This is a genomic window from Snodgrassella sp. M0110 (assembly GCF_016101465.1).
In the GTDB taxonomy this organism is placed as follows: Bacteria; Pseudomonadota; Gammaproteobacteria; order Burkholderiales; family Neisseriaceae; genus Snodgrassella; species Snodgrassella alvi.
The window spans coordinates 388,901-408,063 of record NZ_JACFQM010000001.1; the positions used below are offsets into that span (position 1 = coordinate 388,901).

Here is a 19,163-nt window from a genome sequence, read left to right on the forward strand (position 1 = left end):
TAGCTTCTGCTAACCCATATTAAATTCAAGCAGCAGGAATAGGGATATTGACAGCTATAACAGTGTTTTTTAGAGTAAAATTACACTTTATTGATGCTGATTACACTATAGATAAGCCGTGTTTGTTTGATTAAGTCAGTTTTGAAATTTACAGCAGCTATTTTGCTGAACTAACAGTAAATTCACTTAACAGAAAATGTCCAACATGGTTTCTCAATGTATTAATTGATTTCTCAGGGGGGAAACAGACTATGACCGAAAGAGATATTACCAAAATAACTGATTATCCCTTAATTCAAAAGCTGGCACAGGCATTGTGGCAGAGTGAAGATGATGGTCATGGGGTAGCCATTATGGTTGGTGCGGGCTTTAGCCGCAGTGCTGCTACAACACAGGATATCAATAAGAAAATGCCAATCTGGGCAAATTTGGCTAAAAAAATTGCTGAAGAACTTGGAGAGGAGGAGCATACAGATGCTTTACGTCTGGCACAAATGTATCAGGATTACTTTGGTAAGCAGACACTGTATGATTTATTGAAAAATGAAATTGATGATGAAATATGGCAGCCGGCAGAGCTTTATCAGCAGTTATTAACTTTACCCTGGACTGAAGTATTAACCACAAACTGGGATACATTGCTGGAGCGTGCGGCCAGAGATATACATGAACCTATCTATGATGTAGTCAATAAACAGGAGGATTTAGCCTGCTGTCATTCCCCCCGGATTGTAAAATTACATGGCACAATTAATCTCAGTAGCGATTTGATTTTTACCCAGGAAGATTACCGTCATTATCCGAAGAAATACGGCATTTTTGTTAATTTTGTCCGGCAGGTGTTTGTAGAAAACGAATTATGCCTGATAGGCTTTTCCGGTGATGATCCGAATTTTCTCCAATGGATAGGCTGGGTAAGGGATAATCTTCAAAGCAATGCGCGACGTATTTATCTGGTAGGTGCATTGAATTTATCTTCTGCTAAACGTAAGTATCTGGAAAGTTTGAATGTAGCACCTATTGATTTATCTGAGCTTGTTGACGATATCGAAGATAGAGATTTAAAACATAAAACGGCAATTGAATTGTTTTTAACACAACTGTCAAACTTAGAGGTAAAGAAAGTCTGGGATTGGACTCTTGAACATTTCAATGAAATTATTACGCTTTATCCATATAATCAAATAGAAATAGAAAAAGCTCTTCCGGCTTTAAGAATGGATAGAGAATCATATCCGGACTGGATTATCTGTCCAGATTCATTAAGATTAGATATATTTCATCAATTACAGAATTATATATTCATGTTATTGATTCCAGAACTGGAAAATTCAATAAAAAACAAGCTGCTTTATGAATTGGTTTGGAGATATGGGATCATTTTTCATTACAATATCAGCTCAAATTTCCAAAAAATGTTATTGGCAATATGTGAACCTGATGCTAATAGTGGTTTGTCTGTAAAGCAGCAATTAGAAATAGCTTTGTATTTACTTAAATGTACCCGGTCCACAAAAAAAGATTCTGACCAGCAAGAGATTATTGATAAAACCACTAAAATTTTAACAGAACACGGTGAATATTGGAATGAAGGTCTTGTTGAACTTTATTACCATCAAATTCTTGTAGCTCGGGATGAATTAAATTATCCGCTAATGGAAAAATTAGTAGATAAAATACAAGGAGCTGACCCAGTTTGGAAACTAAGGAAAGCATTTATTTTATCAGAATTAGTTCGTTATAGAGAAAGTGCCGGCTTAATAAATGAAGTTTATGCAGAACTTGTACGTGGCTATCGTAATAATAGAAATTCAATTTTTATATTATCAAGATTAGCCTGGGCACATATGCTGAAAAGTATAGTAGATTTAGAAGAATTTAAAGCCAAAGCTTATAGTCAGCAATATTGTAATCCATATGACATAATTGATTTCTTAAGAAAAGAAATATCATATTGTATTGAAAATCAAGAAGAACCCATTTCTGAAGCATCTTTTAATCCGGGAAAAATTATTGATAATTCTTCAACAATAAATTTTATTTCTAATATGAAAATTCCCCCGGAAATTTTATTTGATAATATTACTAATATTGTCGGTTTGCCTGTTCGATGGACAAATTATGAAATTACTAAAAAAAATGCACTTGATATAGCTAATTCTATTGAAAAAAATTTTTGGAAGAAATTTTTTTTACTAATACAAATTGGTGATAATAAGGAGTTTGAAAATGTACGGAAAATCTTTAATAGAATAGCAATTGCCCAATTACCAGATGATGAGGTAGATAAAATTATCAAATGCTGTTCGGAAGCTATAGAGTATTGGCAAAATAAAGTAATTAAAGAATATGGTCATAACAAATCATATACTATTGAACGTTTATCAATATTTATTGAAATTTTAGCCAGATTTCAACCTAGGCTTTCATCAGAAGAAGCCAGAAAATATTACAGATTGGCTTTAGATTTAGGTAAAAATGATTGGTATAAATCTTCTATTTTGAAAAAATCAATAACTGATTTATTTAATTATTCATTGCAAAGTATTCCTATTAATCAACACTATGAACTTCTTACAGATGCTTTACAATTTCCTATACAGGATAAAGAACTGAATCCAATAATTCAGTATCCTGGTAAACGTAAAGCTGATATACAACTTGATCATACAATTGATAAACTTATTAATAATGTAAAAAATATAGGTTCATCTAAAATCAATTTAGAAATATTAAATCGTATTCTTCCTTTAATGAATAATGATTTTCTTAAAGAAAAGGAAAAAAAGCAATTAATTCGAAATTTATATGACAAAAACGCTGATTATCAGAATTTACTTGCTAAAAATAACCTTTATCCCAGTTTTTTTATAAATTTCCCACCTGAAAAAAATACAGAACAAGTATACAGTTTAATTATAGATAAAGTATTTACTGTACCTCCTTCTGATAATTCAAGTTTTCTCAAGACATTACTTAATACACTTGCATGGCAAAAAAAAGAATTAATACCTGATATCAAGGTAGTAATCGAGTATTTCGATTATTTTACGAGTTGGAAATATGATGAAGAACAAGATATAGAAGATATTGAAAAGATGCTTGATCATGAATATCAGCATGCAGAGGAAAAATCAAAATTCATAAGTCGTATTTTATATTATTTGGTGCAATATTTTCCTGAAAAATCTTTAAACCAAAATAATTTTGAAAAACTTAAGAGGTTCTATACTAGAAATCATTTACCATGTTATTTAATTAGGGCATTTATTCCATTTGTTTTAAACAATTCGCAATGGCAGAAACAGATTATCGATATTATTAAAAAGGGTTTGATAAGCAAAGATGAATTAATAGTTGCGGATGCTGCTAATGCAATTCTTCAGTGGGGAGATAAACTATCAAATAGAAAAGTGATTCGTCCGTTAATCCAAAAATTGATTAATCATGTAGAGTCAGTAAAATTAATTGGTATAGTAAATATATTACCAGTTATCAATAAGATGCTGAATCAAGACTGGCTAACTGATGATGATATCAATATTTTAATTGAAAATTTACCAGAAATTTATCATGAGTGTAATTATATAAATTTTATTGACGGGAATAATTACGAAGTAAGCAAAATTTCTATTATTCGAGCAAGATGTGTGAAACTAGCACGGGATATTCTGAAACGAAGCCAGCAACCGATTACAGAGTTACAAAATATTCTGGAAGAAGCTAAAAATGATGCATTGCCAGAGGTGCGCTTTGCTGAAACTGATGAATTTTATAAATTATGAATAAATTAATCTGCTAAACCATATTAATTAAAGTGCCAATGAATAAAATATTTAAATTTTAGTGCTTTATTTTCAGCTATTAAATCAGACTTAATAAAAAAGGTTGCTACTTAGTAAGGTAGCAACCTTTTTTAAAGTCCTATTTACAGTAACACCCGCTCAATCCCTCCGTTACTGGCTTTCTGCACAAATTCATCCTGCCAGTTTTCGCCCAGTATATGTTTGGCCATTTCAATCACTACATAATCGGCCTTGATATTTGCATCATCAGTATAGCGGCTCAGACCTTGCAGACAGGCGGGGCAGCTGGTGAGGATTTTTACCGGTTCGCCCTGAGGCAGCTTGGCTTTGCCTTTTTCGATTTCTTCCTGTTTGCGGAAGCGTACCTGTGTGGCAATATCCGGCCGGCTGACGGCAAACATGCCGGATTCACCGCAGCAGCGGTCTGACAGAGGTACATTCTGCCCCATCAGCTCATTCACAACTTTTATCGGCTGTGTGGTTTTAATCGGGGTATGGCAGGGGTCGTGATACAGGTATTGCCGGCCTTTTACGCCGTTCAGTTTCAGCCCTTTTTCCAGCAGGTATTCATGAATATCGAGTATGCGGCAGCCGGGGAAAATTTTATCGAAGTGATAATCTTTGAGCTGGTCGTAACAGGTTCCGCAACTTACGACTACGGTTTTGATATCTAGATAGTTCAGGGTATTGGCTACACGATGGAACAGTACGCGGTTGTCCATGGTGATTTTATCGCCTTTGTCTTTATTACCGCCGGCGGTTTGCGGATAGCCGCAGCACAGATAGCCCGGCGGTAAGACGGTTTGCACGCCTACATGCCAGAGCATGGCCTGAGTAGCGAGACCTATCTGGCTGAACAGTCGCTCGGAGCCGCAGCCGGGAAAGTAGAAAACGGCTTCGGCTTCATCGCTGATTTGCGGATTGCGGATAATTGGTACCGTGGTGCTGTCTTCGATATTCAGCAGGGCACGGGCTGTTTTAATCGGTACGTGGCGCGGTAAAGGGCGGTTGATAAAATGTATTACCTGTTCGCGGATTTCCGGCTTGGCGGTGGTGGCACGCGGTGCGGTTTTCTGGCGCTTCAACCAGCCTAGGCTAAAGTGCTTACCCATTTCATAGCCCCAGTTTTGCAGTCTGAAGCCGGCCTTAACGACGCCTGTACGCAGGGCTTTGATGGTTCTGGGGTCGGTGGCGTTAAGAAAGGCCATGCCCATGTAGACGGTGGGATTGAATTTCTTTTTACCGGCTTTGCGCAGGTAGTTGCGCATGGCTACGGTAACGTCGCCAAAGTCGATTTTTACCGGACAGGGTTTTATACAGCGGTGACATACAGTACAGTGATCGGCCACGCTGTTCAGTTCATCAAAATGTTTCAGGGAAACGCCGCGGCGTGTTTGCTCTTCGTACAGGAAGGCTTCGGTAAGCAGACCGACACCCAGAATTTTATTGCGCGGTGAGTACAGCAGGTTAGCGCGCGGTACATGGGTACTGCACACGGGTTTACATTTACCGCAGCGCAGACAGTCTTTGATGGAATGGGCAATTTTACCCAGCTCGGACTGTTCCATAATCAGGGATTCTACGCCCAGCAGCTCAAATGAGGGTGTATAGGCTTTGTCGAGGTTGGCACCGGGCATCAGTTTGCCTCGGTTAAAATGGCCGTGTGGGTCTACCTGCTGTTTGTAATCCCAGTAGGGCTGCATTTCTGCCTGTGTCAGGTAGTCGATTTTGGTAATGCCGATGCCGTGCTCACCGGAAATAACGCCGTTAAGGCTGCGCGCCAGTGCCATGATGCGGTCTACGGCATGATGAGCGGTTTGCAGCATGTCGTAGTCGTCGGAATTAACCGGGATGTTGGTATGGACATTGCCGTCACCGGCATGCATATGCAGGGCAACGAAGACACGGCCGCGGATGATATGGCGGTGAATTTCGTCGAGTTTTTCCAGTATCAGGGTATCGGTTTTGCCGCTGAATATTTCGGCCAGCGGCTGCATGATGTCGCGTTTAATGGATACGCGCAGATGAAAATCACGCATGGCGATAAAGCAGCTCTGGTCGCCAGCCGGTTCGTTGTCTTCGAGTTTTTGCGGAAACTGCTGCAGATAGTCGGCCAGTGGTGTGTCGAGATGGTTGAGCAGCCATGTCCAGCGGGTCTGGATACCGGTGATGTAATCAAGGGCATGCTGTTTGCGGGAGCCGAGCAGCTCGGCGCTGGAAAGGTCGGTATCGAGTTTATCTACCGGCAGTTTGGTTTGCAGATATTCGATGATGGCCGCGCACAGGGCAAGTTTGTTCTGAATCGACAGCTCAATGTTGATGCGTTCGATACCGTCGGAATAGCTGCCAAGCTGTTCAAGAGGGATAACAACGTCTTCATTGATTTTAAACGCGTTGGTATGGCGGGCGATGGCGGCCGTACGTGAGCGGTCGAGCCAGAAAGTTTTGCGTGCTTCAGGGGTAACGGCGATAAAGCCTTCGCCGCAGCGGGCGTTGGCCAGCCGCACGATATGAGCTGCTGCTGTCTGTACTTCATTTTCATCATCTGAAACGATGTCGGCCAGTAATACCATTTTCGGGCGGCCTTTGCCGGCTGCCTTGGTGGCGTAGCCTACGGCGCGTACGTAGCGCCAGTCGAGATGCTCCAGTCCCGCCAGTTTGACGGTTTTATGGTTAAGCATGTAGTTGCGCACTTCGACGATGGACGGGGTGGCATTGGCTACGGTGCCGAAAAACTCCATACAGATGGTACGGGTGTATTTAGGCATGCGATGCAAAACGAAAGCAGCAGAGGTGATGATGCCATCCGTGCCTTCTTTCTGCACACCCGGTACGCCGGCAAGGAATTTATCGGTAACGTCTTTACCCAGACCCACTTTGCGGAAACGCTGCCCGGGTACTTCGAGACGCTCGGTTTTAAGGATGCTGTAGCCGTCGTTATCAAGGGTATGTATGTCAAATATGGCGGTGGTTTCGTCGTGGATTTTGCCGAAATTATGGCGTACACGTTCTATTTTCAGCCATTGCCCCTGAGGGTTGACCATTTTCCACCACGCCAGATTATCCAGAGTGGTACCCCATAATACGGCTTTTTTACCGCCGGCATTCATGGCTACGTTGCCGCCGATACAGCAGGCATCGGCAGATGTCGGGTCTACGGCAAAAACCCAGCCGGCAGCACTGGCGGCTTCTTCTACACGGCGGGTAACTACTCCGGCACCGCAGGTAATTACCGGATGAGTGCCTTCCAGCCCGGGCAGTTGCTGTAAGGCAACCGGGCTATACTGGTCGAGTTTTTCGGTATTGATTACGGCGCTCATGGCGTCCATTGGAATAGCACCACCGGTATAGCCGGTACCGCCGCCGCGCGGAATGATGGTGAGCTCCAGCTCAATTAAAGCGCGTACAAGCGGTGCAACTTCTTTTTCGTGATCCGGGTTGATAACTACAAAAGGGTATTCAACACGCCAGTCGGTAGCATCGGTAACGTGGCTAACGCGCGCCAGCCCGTCGAACATAATGTTGTCTTTGTGGGTGATTTTACGCAGGCGGTTGAATACCTGTTCGCGTTTGCTGCGGGTTTTACCAAAGCTGCTGTCAAAATCGCAGATGGCCTGCTCTGTGCTTTTTATCAGCTGCTCGACCATCTGGTTGTTGTCGCGCCGTTTCTGAATTTCGCTGAGGCGGTGGCGCATTTCTTTAACCAGCGCTTGCTGGCGATGCTGGTGTTCGAGCAGGTCGTCAATCAGGTAAGGATTGCGGATAACTGCCCAGATATCTCCGAGTATTTCAAACAGCATTCGTGCTGAGCGACCGGTTCGTCTTTGCTCGCGCAGTTGTTGCAATAAATCCCATGAATGGCTGCCGAGCAGGCGGATGACTATTTCTCTGTCGGAATAAGAGGTGTAGTTATAGGGGATTTCGCGTATACGCTGACTGGCTTGTGTGCTCATTAAACGTGTTCCGTTCCGCTCTGCTGGCGTTAAATTGGTAAGGCTGTAAATTGGTTATTTTAACTGTTTACTTTACTTTTCGCAGTTTTGTCTAATAACAATTTAGGTGAAAACAGTGGTAATGGCAATGGAAAAATCTGCTGGTTTGATGGTATTTTGTTTCATACATCTGTTTCAGACTAGAGAATTTCTTAAATTTAATCAAAAATTATCGTTTTGTGGCAGTTGAAAATCAGTTTACGGTTTGTAGTTCTGATAACAGAAAAAGCCCCTTAGTTTTACTAAAGGGCTTTTATTTTAGCTATGAATTATTTTTATGGATTTTGTTCAGAAGTTATCGCAGCAGAAGGTTTCTGATAGTTAGGATGATGCGGCCCGTATAAAATCCCGTCTTCAACACCGGCTGAAAGTAAATTGTCATTGACAGTTTCAGTCAGATTGAAAGCACCGTCTGTCAGCTTGTCTTTAATTTGATTGAAAAGGGCAGAGGTGACAGCACTCAAAAATCCCTGCTGGTTGTTATCATTCGAATTTACGGTAATTTTTTTAGAGCCAGTCCAGATTACTTCACCGTTTTTCGCGTCAACAAGCCTAGCTTTGACGCTTACGGTGGTGTTGCTGTTAATAACCTGATATTTGGTTCCGTAATCATCTATATCCATATAAAGGATGGCATCCGGATTATATATTTTACGGATTTTGCTTAAATCAACGGCCTGGATTTCTGCACCATCATTCAGTCCGTTTTCTCTGAATGTTTCGTTAACCAATACAACCGGAAATACATAATAGCCGGATTCTGCCAAAGGCCGGGTGGATTGTGCCATTACTGCATTAGGTGCTTTTACGTCCACAGATGAATTGGTTGGCTGTACCACAAGTATGGAACGAGGATTGGTACGCTGGAATTTACTGTAATCGTAGGGCTGTTTATGGCTGGTAGTACCACATGCAGACAGAATGGCGGCAACAGATAAAGAAAGTAATAGTTGGCGTAAATGCATTATTATTTTTCTCCTACGACGTTTTTCAATAAGAAATTCATGTAGGTAGCAGATTCCGGAAATGCCTGTTTTTCCATTTCAAATTGGGTTTTGGCTCCGGCCAGATTACCTACTTTGGCATAGAGCATACCCAGATGCGCATGTGTTCCGGGTGCTGCTTTTGCATGATTGCTCTGAGCATCAAGGAAATATTTTTCCATATTGGCAATCTGTTCCTGAGGAGTAAGGGCATTATTCAAAGTTTGATATTGCTGCTTATTAAAATCTCCCCAGTAGTACAATGAGTTTTTCGCCGGCTTATTTTGCGCACAGGCAGCCAGTAACAGAGCCATTACGGCCGTTGTCAGAATGTGTTTCATATTGTAAATACCTGATTTAATTTAGGGCTGAGGGTTCCACTGGCCTTGTTCGATACCGTGTACAAGATTGTTCACGGCTTCGCGAATGGCTAAATCAAGTACTTTGCCGTTAAGAGTGGCATCGTAGCCGGTATGACCGCCGGTGCCCAGAATTTCGCGTGATGACAATTTGAACTCACCGGCACCCTGACTGGAAAATACAATTTCGGAAGATTGTACGTCAACAATGCTCAGAGTAACTTTTGCGTAGGCTACTTGGGTTTTGCCCTGACCTAAAATCCCGAACAGTTGCTGGTCACCGATATTTCTGCGTCCGAATTCTGTAATCGCACCGGTAACGACGTAGCGTGCACCTTTAATTTTCTGGTTCAGCCCTTTAATACTGGCTTCATTTCTGATTTCGTCCAAATTGGTACGATCCAGCACGGTAAAACGACCGGTTTGCTGTAAATCTGCCATCAGTATGGTTTTAGCCTGACTGGTAAGCTGATCGGCACTATTACTAAAGATACCTCCGCCCAGGTTACCGCGGCTATCAAATTTGCCTACGGCTAACGGAGCTTTTACACCGTTGTATGCCTGCTGGTAAGTTTCTACTTTAGGCACATTAAGTACCTGAGAAGATTCGGTAGCACAGGCTGATAGTAAAAATGCGCTTAATATGGTTAAATATAATTTATTCATGATGTTTTATGTTAATTGGTTTCAAATTAAGTATATATAGACTATTTTTTTATGTCAAAATTTTAAATATTATTAATACCGGTATATTAATTTAAAAGCTGAATTATTTAACTAAAGTAATAAAATTATGATATAAATTTTTGTTTTTAGATGTTTTTATTACATTATTTTTAATGACATAAAAATTATTATTGTGTTTAAGCTTATATATCAAAAATCGATGAGATAACTAATTATTTATTATTTTAACGGTCAATTATAGTTGTTTTAATCTTATTTTTGGATTTCTTGATAATACAGTTTTTTATAATCCAATTTACTCTCTGCGAAAGTAAATGAACTTCATGAAATGGTTCATGGGATCATATCTGGTTAAATATAAAAATTAATTAATATCAGCTAAGCATATGGAAAACAATAAAGGTGTTGACATAATAATTATTTTGATAATTCAGGATAAAATTATATTGTCTTGTGTTATCAAGATAGCACAAGACATCCGCTGGCATATTATTTTGATACGGTTAGCTCTGGATTATTGATCACATGATTGATAACCAGGAAATATGATTTATCTGATGCGTTCAATAGTGGCTGATATCAGAATTTTTCTTGCGAGCTTAAATAACGCCATTGCCCTGGTGGCAGTGTACCCAGTTTGATTTTACCCATGCGTACCCGTTTCAGACCGGTTACACGTAAGCCTACCAGTTCACACATGCGCCTGATTTGGCGTTTTTTACCTTGTTTAAGTATAAAGCGCAGCTGATCCTGATTTTGCCAGCTGACTTTAGCCGGCCGCAGTTTTTCACCGTCAAGACTTAATCCGTGGTTCAGCAGCGCCAGACCGCTTTCACTCAGTTTGCCGGTTACGCGCACGAGATATTCTTTTTCGGTACCACTGTGTTCACCGATCAGCTGTTTGGCAATACGCCCGTCCTGAGTGAGTACCAGCAAGCCTACTGAATCGATATCCAGACGGCCGGCCGGCGCCAGATGACGTGTATGCTCCGGCTGAAACTGAATCCGGCTTTTGTCTTCCTGCCAGTGGTTGGCTTCGGTAATCAGCTCTACGGCCGCACGATAACCTTTTTCTGGCTGCGCGCTGACAAAGCCTACTGGCTTATTCAGTATAATGGTAACGCGTTCGGCTTGCTGACGGTGCGCCTGCCGGTCGAGGTCGATGCGATCACTATTAAGAACTTTTTGTCCGAGTACGGCAGTTTTACCATTAACTTTTACCCAGCCCTTTTCAATATAGCTGTCTGCTTCACGGCGTGAGCATAAACCCAGTTGCGCCATGCGCTTTGACAGACGCTGAGCTTCGTTTTGTTCTGTAGTTGTCATGCTTTATGCTCTTTTTGTCGATTAGAACCGGCTACCATATCCAGCAGGAATAGGCGGCAATCCAGATTACCGTTAAATAATGGGATTTTACGTTTTGGCGTCAGACGCATCAGTTTGGGCATATCACGGTCGGCGCTGAACATACCGATCAGCCAGCCGGCAAAATGTTGTTTCAGCCAGCTGCCTAATTGAGGATATAAAGCGTGTAAGAGCTGAATTTCAGAAAGGCGGACACCATAAGGCGGATTGCTTATCATAATGCCGTTATTTCCGTTCGGACGGGTATCCAGGGCATCAGTTACTTGCCATTGAATATATTGCTCCATACCAGCATAGCGGGCGTTGTCCTGAGCCAGTTTGATTAGCCTGCTATCAATATCTGCTCCGAAAACCGGTGCAGATGGCTGGTGTATGGCTGCCTGAGCAGCGCGACGCAGCTGCTGCCATAAATTATCATTATAATTATTCAGCTTTTCAAAACCGAAAGCACGTTCCAGCCCGGGTGCTGTGCCGGTAGCAATCAGTGCGGCTTCAATGGCAAGGGTACCACTGCCGCAAAAAGGATCCATGAAGGGCTGGCTGCCGTTATAGCCGGCCAGTAACAGTAAACCGGCTGCCAGATTTTCACGTAATGGTGCTTCACCGGTGTCACTGCGGTAGCCACGTTTGAATAAGGCTTCACCACTGCTGTCCAGATAAACAGATATTTCGTTTTTCTCAATAAAGACATGAATGCGGATATCCGGACGAAATTTTTCTATACTGGGGCGGCGACCAGTTTTATCGCGAAATACATCGCAGATAGCATCTTTTACTTTGAGGGCAGCAAAATTAAGGCTGTTGATTTGTGCCTGTTTGCCTTCGATATGAATTTTGAAATTTTTATCTACGTCAAACCATTCAGGCCAGCAGATTTTCCGGGCCAGTTGATAAATTTCGTTTTCGTTGCGAAAGTGGCCGGTAGTCAGACGGATAAGTACCCGGCTGGCTACACGGCTGTGCAGATTAATTTTGTATACGCTGGCTAAATCACCTGTAAGTGCGATACCGCTGTCACGATTATGAATCTGCTCACAGCCCAGGGTAACCAGTTCCTGATTTAATATGGTTTCCAGCCCGCGCGGACAGCTTACGAAAAGAGAATATGAATTCATGCAGTACTTTATTTAAAGAAGATAGGACATGCTAAATTGGTTTGCGCATGTATAAATAGTATGATTGTAATATTGAAGTTTATGTGCTGACTATTGTTTATGTTTTCGGGCTTGCAAATTTGAGTGATTAAGCGTGAAGATAACCTTAAGATGAAAAGGGACAAGAAGTCTGTATATGTCTAATTAATCGGGGATAAATACCATGTTTATTTTTAAGCTGCATTATTTGAAGTCGATAGAAGAAGTAGAAAAATATTTGCCTGCTCATCTGAATTATTTGCAGGAACACTATGATAGTGGTGATTTTATTGCTTCCGGCAGGCAGGTACCTCGCATCGGCGGAGTTATTCTGTGCCGGGCGGCCAGTAAAGAATTGGCGCAGTCTATTATGGTTAAAGATCCGTTTTACATTCATCAGATTGCCGAATATGAACTGATTGAATTTATACCGACAAAATATGCATCAGGTTTTGAAGCGTTTATTTAAAAAACATTTTCAGAATGATGTTTACTTGTTTTTTGTGTTACAGGCAGATAAACGGTAAATCATCATTATACTGACGCTCAAATAGTATTACTGTTTTTATATTAGCCTGATGTGTAAACAATTTTATGATTTAAGATTACTTTTTTCATGGTCAATCAGCCATTTTTTACGTTCCAGCCCACCGCCGTAGCCGGTTAATTTACCATTGGAGCCGATTACTCTGTGACAGGGGATAATAATAGCAATACGATTGAAACCATTGGCATTGGCTACAGCTCGGACTGCCTGAGGATTATGCATTTTTTCTGCCTGTTGTTTATAGGTAGTGAGTTCTCCGTAGGGGATCTGTTTGAGACAATTCCAGACAGCCTGTTGAAAATCAGTGCCGGGAGTATGTAGTGGAATAGAAAAATATTTTCGTTTTCCTTCAAAATATTCCTTAATTTGAATTCTGGTCTGAATGATATGTTCATTTTCACCAAAAATAATTGTAGCATTCAGTAATTGCTGTAATTGTTTAAACTCTGTTTCTAACATCCGCCGGTCGACAAATTCCAGCAAACAGACTCCCTGTTGCGTGGCGCAGACAAACATTGGACCTATAGGCGTGGTCAGCCGGTTAATAAGTATGATGTTGTTGTTTAAATGGCTGGATGGTGAGTTTTTAGCAATTTTTTTATAGATATAGCCAAAGCCGCTTAATGATCCATAACCATTATCGAAAGCGACATCTATTATTTTTTTACCGGTTTTCAATTCCTGATATGCCTGATTAATCCGGTACATTCTCTGATATGCCTGAAAAGTAATTCCATAATTTTTTTTAAACCAGCGGCGAACAATTTCCGGACTGATTTCATGTGCTCTTAATACGGAATCAGAAATTTTTATCTTCGGATTCTGAGTAATCATTTTTATGGCATTAATAATCTGTTCGGGTGCCTCATTGGCATTTTCAGTCGGTCGGCAAATTTTACATGGGCGGTAACCTGCATTCAGAGCTTCTTTGACTGTATAAAAAAATTCTGTGTTTTCTAATTTAGGCTTTTTTGCTCTGCATGTTGCGATACAAAATATTGAGGTGGTTTTCACACCTGCATAAAAAATACCAACATAACTTTGATCTTTGGTAAGTAAGGCCTGATAGTATTTTTTGATTTCATTTGTTTCTGTAACTGGCATTTAAAATATACTTTCCTGTATTTTGTGAACACTGTAAACCAATTCATCTGCCTGCAATGGTGTAGTTAAATTACTTTTTATGCATAATTTCATTAGGCTTATTTAAAGTTAAAAGATTATGTAATTAGGTTCTGGAATGAGCATAGCTAAATTTGCTCCAATGTAGTTTCTGTTGATGTAGCAGTAAATAAAAAGATATTAAAAATTAATGCTGACAATAACAACCGAAAAATGGATAACTATTTTTATAATTTGAATTATTAGATTGTATGATTTAATCTCTTTGTAATTTAAAATAAAAATATTGTGAAAATAATATAAATCAGTTTTGCAAAATGAGTAATGAAAAGATGGAAACAAAAAAATCAGATAAGTTTTTAAGTACTCTGGAAGCGGCTCAAAAAGGAGATGCGGATGCACAATTTGCTCTGGGTGGTATGTATAAACATGGTATAGGAGTCGCACAAGATTATCCAGAAGCATTCAAATACTATAAGCAGGCTGCCGATCAGGGAAATATTGATGCGCAATTTGCTCTGGGTGATATGTATAAGCATAGTATAGGAATCGCACAAGATTATGAACAAGCATTCAAATATTATCAGCTGGCTGCTGAGCAGGGAAATATTGATGCACAAGTCGAATTAAGTGTTATGTATTATGATGGTCAGGGTGTAGAACCGGATCGTGAAAAATCATATGAACTTCATGCTGTCGCTTTAAAAAATCTTCAAGAGGGATATAAAGAATATCTGTTGGGTGCTGAACAGGGAGAGGCTAAAGCACAAGTCAGATTGGGTTATCTGTATAAATACGGCTTAGGTGTAGAACAGGATTATGAAAAGGCATTTGAATATTATTCAGCGGCAGCAGCTCAACGAGATGCTACCGCACAGTATTATTTAGGTTGTTTATATTATTGCGGTGAAGGTACAGAGCTGAATTACGCTAAAAGTTTTGAATATTTACAGTTAGCTGCGCAACAAGGCAATAGAGATGCCCAATATGATCTGGCTATTATGTATGAGAATGGTGAGGGAGTAGAGCAAAATTATTCTGAAAGCTGTAAATATTATCAGCTGGCTGCCGAGCAGGGGAATGAGTCAGCACAATTTAATTTAGGTAATTTTTATTACTACGGTGTGGGAGGAGAAAAAGATTACATTAAAGCAATTAAATATTATCAGTTAGCCGCTGATCAGGGTGATAGTTCTGCCTTATATATTTTAGGACGTATTTATAAAACAGGTGAGGGTGTTGCTCAGGATTTTGTTAAAGCGGCGAATTATTTCCAGCGGGCAGTAGAATCGGGCGATATTTCTGCACAAAACGAATTAGATTTTATGTATAAAAACGACAATAGCGTAAACCAAGATTACAAAAAAATCTTTGAATCTTATTCAGTCGGTGTTGAACAAAGAGATATTTTTTCCCTATCTAACAAGACAACAACTAGCTCAAAATTTTAATCCTGATAATCATACAGCTAAAATTAGCTAGCAAGTTTTACAAGCTGCTATTGAAAATTTGAGTGGTGAACGCTAACAAAAATTTATTTCTTTTTTATATGCGGCATTACCATGGGTTCTTTAGGTATGGATAAACCTTCACAAAAATTAGAAATTAGGCAATCCCTACTAATTTCATCAAAAATAAAATCTCCACTCATTATTTCATTTGCATAATTTGGTCTTGCAATCAAATATTTTCCTGCAAAGGAATCGATCATAAACATATAGCCTCTTAGTTGTTCTCTTCCTAATCCCCTTGTTTTCCATTTTGATTCTAGATTGTTATTCAACAAAAATTGCTCTGCATGAATCTTTGTATAAAATAAAAAAGCATAGGCTTGTTCATCGTGATACTGACCAAACGGAGCAGCTGTTTCAATATCATAAATAGTCCAAAATGGTTGTCCAATAGTATCTTTAGTAGGTATCACTATATTCTCAAGTCTTGAACCTAATAAAAAACCAATTGACGGTAGCTCTTCATAAGAAAGTGCCATAATATTATTATCATTTGCATACTTCATTGCTCCGCTTTGAAAACCATTCGATGCAACAATAACACCCGTAATACCGAAACAATCATCAAGTTTAGCTTTAAATGACATCACATCATTTCTTTCAAGGGGGCGACTAGAATTTTTACATTCAATTGCTACTCTGTGTTTAATATTTGCTACTTCAAATTCATAGTAAACATCAATTTGATAAGAACTACCATCCCTACCTCGAATTTGTACATCACGCGCAACGATGGTGTTATTATGTTCCCTCTTCAGTAGCTCTTGATATACATATTGAACGTGCTCTTCCAATCCTTTCCATTCTTTAGGTTTATCCGCTTTTGATTGTGAGTTTGACTTTAGTAATTCAACTAATGTTTTCATTGATCTATTCGTCATTACTAATCCTTGTATTTATTTATCAAATAATAAACCATTATAGGTAAAGTGTACTGTTATTGTAAGATTATAAAATAGGATTATTTTAAAGTATTAATAATTATTTTTAAAATCACAATTTGTTTTAGGTTGTGTTTAGTCGTGTATATTTTATTAGTAAAAGTGTCGTTCAGGATATGGTTAAAACTGAGAATTATTTTCAGCAGGCAGCCATGCAAGAACCTCCTGAAACTCAGCATTTTCTGGAGCTAATTCATAAAAATAATTCTGGAGTAAAAAATAGATGAATTTTTAAAGATTTTATAAAAACTTAGTATAGAAAATAAAATATTTATAGTTAAAAGCGATATTGCAAAATGAGTAATGAGAAGATGGACACAAAAAAATCAGATAAGTTTTTAAGTACTCTGGAAGCGGCTCAAAAAGGAGATGCGGATGCCCAATTTGCTCTGGGTCTTATGTATGAGGATGGAAAAGGAACAGAGCAAAATTATGTAGCTGCCTATAAATACTATAAACTCGCTGCAGACCAGGGAAATTTTAATGCACAGTATAAATTAGGCATTATGTATTACGACGGCAAGGGTATTGAACAGAATTACATTAAAAGTATCGAATATTTTCAATTAGCTGCAAATCAAAATGATAGTGATGCTCAATTTAATCTGGGTGTTATGTATGGGAATGGAAAAGGAACAGAGCAAAATTATGTAGCTGCCTATAAATACTATAAACTTGCTGCAGACCAGGGAAATATTGATGCACAAGTCAATTTAGGTCTTTTATATGCGTATGGTAATGGCGTAGAGCAGAATTATGAAAAGGCAGCTGAATATTATGCAGCTGCAGCTGCGAAGGGAGATGCTATTGCCCAGTATAATTTAGGTCTATTGTATGAAAATGGTGATGGTGTAGAAAAGAATTATGCAAAAGCATTTGAATGTTATGCAGCTGCGGCTAAGCAGGGAGATGCTATTGCTCAGTATAACTTAGGTGATTTATATTATTTCGGTTAAGGTACAGAACAGAATTACACTAAAAGCTTTGAATATTTTCAGTTAGCTGCGCAACAAGGTAATAGCGATGCACAATTTTCTCTTGGTCTTATGTATGAGGATGGAGAAGGAACGGAGCAAAATTATACAGAGGCATATAAATATTATAAGCTGGCTGCTGAACAGGGAAATATCTATGCACAAGTCAATTTAGGTAATTTGTATTGCTTTGGAAAAGGAGTAGAACAAAATTACACTAAAAGCATTGAATACTATCAGTTAGCCGCGCAACAGGAAGATGCTACTGCTCAGCGTTATTTAGGTAATTTATATTACTTTGGAAAAGGAGTAGAACAAAATTACACTAAAAGCTTTGAATATTATAAATTAGCCGCGCAACAAGGTATTAGTGAAGCACTATACACTTTAGGATATATTTATGATGTTGGAAAGGTGGTTGCTCAGGATTATGCAGAGGCATATAAATACTATAAATTGGCTGCTGAACAGGGAAATATCGATGCACAAGTCAATTTAGGCACTATGTATTATGAGGGTAAAGGTGTAGAACAGGATTATGAAAAAGCGGCTGAGTATTATTCAGTTGCAGCTGAGCAAGGAGATGCTACATCTCAGTATTATCTGGGTAATATGTATTGTTACGGAAAAGGTATAAAGCGGAATTATATTAAAAGTATTGAATATTATCGCTTAGCTGCACAACAGGGTAATAGTTATGCTCAATTTGCTCTGGGTGTTATGTATGCTGAAAGTTATGGTGTAGAGCAGGATTTTGAAAAAGCGGCTGAGTATTATTTAGCTGCGGCAGAACAGGGAAATGCAAATGCCCAGTGTAATTTAGGTAATTTATATTACTTTGGAAAAGGTGTAGAACAAAATTACACTAAAAGTTTTGAATACTATAAATTAGCTGCGCAACAGGGGGATAGTAGGGCCCAATTTAATTTGGGTTTATGCTATGAAACGGGCGATGGTGTAGAGCAGAATTATGAAAAGGCAGCTGAATATTATTTAGCAGCAGCTACACAGGGACATGCTGTTGCCCAGAGTAATTTAGGTAATTTATATTGCTATGGTAGAGGTGTAGAAAAAAATTACAACAAAAGTTTTAAATATCATCAGTTAGCTGCGCAACAAAACTATGGTGAATCACAATATCAACTAGGTTTGATGTATTGTAAAGGTCTTGGAGTAAAACTGAGTAAGATTAATACTTATAAATATTATTTACAAGCATCTACGCAAAAGCATGTTAATGCCGAGAATGAACTGGGATGCATGTATGCTGAAGGTAAGGGAATAAAACACAATTTTAAAATAGCAAGGGATTATTTTTATTCAGCTGCCAGAAAAGGACATAGTGGAGCACTAAATAAGTTAGGACTTATGTTTCTCTCAGGAAATGGTGTACGGCAGAATGATATGAAAGCAGTATATTACTTTTGTTTAGCAGCGAAACGAGGTGAAACAGAGGCATGGCACAATTTAGGAATAATGTATGCCGATGGTCAGGGTGTGAAAAAAAATAAACGCATTGCCCGGCAACTGATCAAAAGAAGCGCGGTATACAAAAAACCGGTGACACGTAGCGTAGATTTTATCAGCGATTAATCTAAAACTGATGGAAGAAATAAATGTAGTATTCAGACTGAATAAATATTACTGTATTAAAGTATGATTGAAAAATTAAATAGAATTAATTCGATGATTAATGATATTTAAAAAAGTCAGAAATCCGATATTTTAACAGCAACCCTGTAA

General features: G+C 39.1%; 12 protein-coding genes and 1 pseudogene. 5 read left to right on the plus strand and 8 right to left on the minus strand.

Annotation, left to right across the window (positions count from 1 at the left end):
* Nucleotides 1-251 precede the first annotated feature (251 nt).
* Entirely contained in the window at nucleotides 252-3,785 is a 3,534-nt protein-coding gene (locus tag H3T84_RS01780) for an SIR2 family protein (RefSeq protein ID WP_198217460.1), read from the plus strand.
* 143 nt (nucleotides 3,786-3,928) lie between these two features.
* On the opposite strand, the gene H3T84_RS01785 is transcribed toward H3T84_RS01780, so the two are convergent.
* The 6 genes from H3T84_RS01785 to H3T84_RS01810 all read right to left on the minus strand — a co-directional run bounded on the left by H3T84_RS01785 (nucleotide 3,929) and on the right by H3T84_RS01810 (nucleotide 12,307).
* Nucleotides 3,929-7,759: a DUF3683 domain-containing protein gene (locus H3T84_RS01785; RefSeq protein WP_198217462.1), complete on the minus strand. Its 3,831-nt coding sequence runs from the start codon at nucleotides 7,757-7,759 to the stop codon at nucleotides 3,929-3,931.
* 314 nt (nucleotides 7,760-8,073) lie between these two features.
* A complete protein-coding gene (locus H3T84_RS01790) occupies nucleotides 8,074-8,763 on the minus strand; it encodes a GNA1162 family protein (protein WP_037474858.1) in 690 nt (229 codons plus the stop codon).
* Nucleotides 8,764-8,765: 2 nt separating this feature from the next.
* A complete protein-coding gene (locus H3T84_RS01795; protein ID WP_037474856.1) occupies nucleotides 8,766-9,122 on the minus strand; it encodes a DUF4810 domain-containing protein in 357 nt (118 codons plus the stop codon).
* A 21-nt stretch (nucleotides 9,123-9,143) separates the two neighbouring features.
* Nucleotides 9,144-9,806: a CsgG/HfaB family protein gene (locus H3T84_RS01800; RefSeq protein WP_037474855.1), complete on the minus strand. Its 663-nt coding sequence runs from the start codon at nucleotides 9,804-9,806 to the stop codon at nucleotides 9,144-9,146.
* A gap of 600 nt (nucleotides 9,807-10,406) precedes the next feature.
* The gene (locus tag H3T84_RS01805) at nucleotides 10,407-11,153 is read right to left on the minus strand and encodes a pseudouridine synthase (protein ID WP_198217464.1); all 747 of its coding nucleotides are present in this window, start codon (nucleotides 11,151-11,153) and stop codon (nucleotides 10,407-10,409) included.
* Nucleotides 11,150-12,307: a class I SAM-dependent RNA methyltransferase gene (locus H3T84_RS01810; RefSeq protein WP_198217466.1), complete on the minus strand. Its 1,158-nt coding sequence runs from the start codon at nucleotides 12,305-12,307 to the stop codon at nucleotides 11,150-11,152. Before H3T84_RS01810 ends, H3T84_RS01805 begins: the two co-directional genes overlap by 4 nt.
* Before the next feature lie 202 nt (nucleotides 12,308-12,509).
* Between H3T84_RS01810 and H3T84_RS01815 the strand changes: the two genes are divergently transcribed.
* Entirely contained in the window at nucleotides 12,510-12,794 is a 285-nt protein-coding gene (locus H3T84_RS01815; RefSeq protein WP_198217468.1) for a YciI family protein, read from the plus strand.
* Between the two features lie 123 nt (nucleotides 12,795-12,917).
* Here the strand turns inward: H3T84_RS01815 and H3T84_RS01820 are convergent, their stop codons facing one another.
* Nucleotides 12,918-13,976 (minus strand): bifunctional transcriptional activator/DNA repair enzyme AdaA, encoded by a 1,059-nt coding sequence (locus H3T84_RS01820; protein WP_198217470.1) that lies wholly within the window; start codon nucleotides 13,974-13,976, stop codon nucleotides 12,918-12,920.
* 350 nt (nucleotides 13,977-14,326) lie between these two features.
* On the opposite strand from H3T84_RS01820, the gene H3T84_RS01825 reads away from it, so the two are divergent.
* Nucleotides 14,327-15,445 carry a tetratricopeptide repeat protein gene (locus H3T84_RS01825; protein WP_198217471.1) on the plus strand — a complete coding sequence of 373 codons (1,119 nt, stop codon included), beginning with the start codon at nucleotides 14,327-14,329 and terminating at the stop codon, nucleotides 15,443-15,445.
* An 83-nt stretch (nucleotides 15,446-15,528) separates the two neighbouring features.
* Here H3T84_RS01825 and H3T84_RS01830 read toward each other — a convergent pair whose 3' ends face one another.
* On the minus strand, nucleotides 15,529-16,371 hold the full coding sequence (locus H3T84_RS01830; protein ID WP_198217473.1) for a restriction endonuclease: 843 nt from the start codon (nucleotides 16,369-16,371) through the stop codon (nucleotides 15,529-15,531).
* Between the two features lie 386 nt (nucleotides 16,372-16,757).
* Between H3T84_RS01830 and H3T84_RS12390 the strand changes: the two are divergent.
* Both H3T84_RS12390 and H3T84_RS12395 read left to right on the plus strand, forming a co-directional pair.
* Nucleotides 16,758-18,854: pseudogene (locus H3T84_RS12390) on the plus strand (tetratricopeptide repeat protein); the annotation flags it as partial.
* Between the two features lie 39 nt (nucleotides 18,855-18,893).
* Entirely contained in the window at nucleotides 18,894-19,013 is a 120-nt protein-coding gene (locus H3T84_RS12395; protein WP_370523984.1) for an SEL1-like repeat protein, read from the plus strand.
* Nucleotides 19,014-19,163: the final 150 nt, after the last annotated feature.

Bases quoted from the DNA above. Each gene is read 5' to 3' on its own strand.
- H3T84_RS01780 (WP_198217460.1), top strand. From the start codon at position 252: ATGACCGAAAGAGATATTACCAAAATAACTGATTATCCCTTAATTCAA.
- H3T84_RS01785 (WP_198217462.1), bottom strand. From the start codon at position 7,759: ATGAGCACACAAGCCAGTCAGCGTATACGCGAAATCCCCTATAACTAC.
- H3T84_RS01790 (WP_037474858.1), bottom strand. From the start codon at position 8,763: ATGCATTTACGCCAACTATTACTTTCTTTATCTGTTGCCGCCATTCTG.
- H3T84_RS01795 (WP_037474856.1), bottom strand. From the start codon at position 9,122: ATGAAACACATTCTGACAACGGCCGTAATGGCTCTGTTACTGGCTGCC.
- H3T84_RS01800 (WP_037474855.1), bottom strand. From the start codon at position 9,806: ATGAATAAATTATATTTAACCATATTAAGCGCATTTTTACTATCAGCC.
- H3T84_RS01805 (WP_198217464.1), bottom strand. From the start codon at position 11,153: ATGACAACTACAGAACAAAACGAAGCTCAGCGTCTGTCAAAGCGCATG.
- H3T84_RS01810 (WP_198217466.1), bottom strand. From the start codon at position 12,307: ATGAATTCATATTCTCTTTTCGTAAGCTGTCCGCGCGGGCTGGAAACC.
- H3T84_RS01815 (WP_198217468.1), top strand. From the start codon at position 12,510: ATGTTTATTTTTAAGCTGCATTATTTGAAGTCGATAGAAGAAGTAGAA.
- H3T84_RS01820 (WP_198217470.1), bottom strand. From the start codon at position 13,976: ATGCCAGTTACAGAAACAAATGAAATCAAAAAATACTATCAGGCCTTA.
- H3T84_RS01825 (WP_198217471.1), top strand. From the start codon at position 14,327: ATGGAAACAAAAAAATCAGATAAGTTTTTAAGTACTCTGGAAGCGGCT.
- H3T84_RS01830 (WP_198217473.1), bottom strand. From the start codon at position 16,371: ATGAAAACATTAGTTGAATTACTAAAGTCAAACTCACAATCAAAAGCG.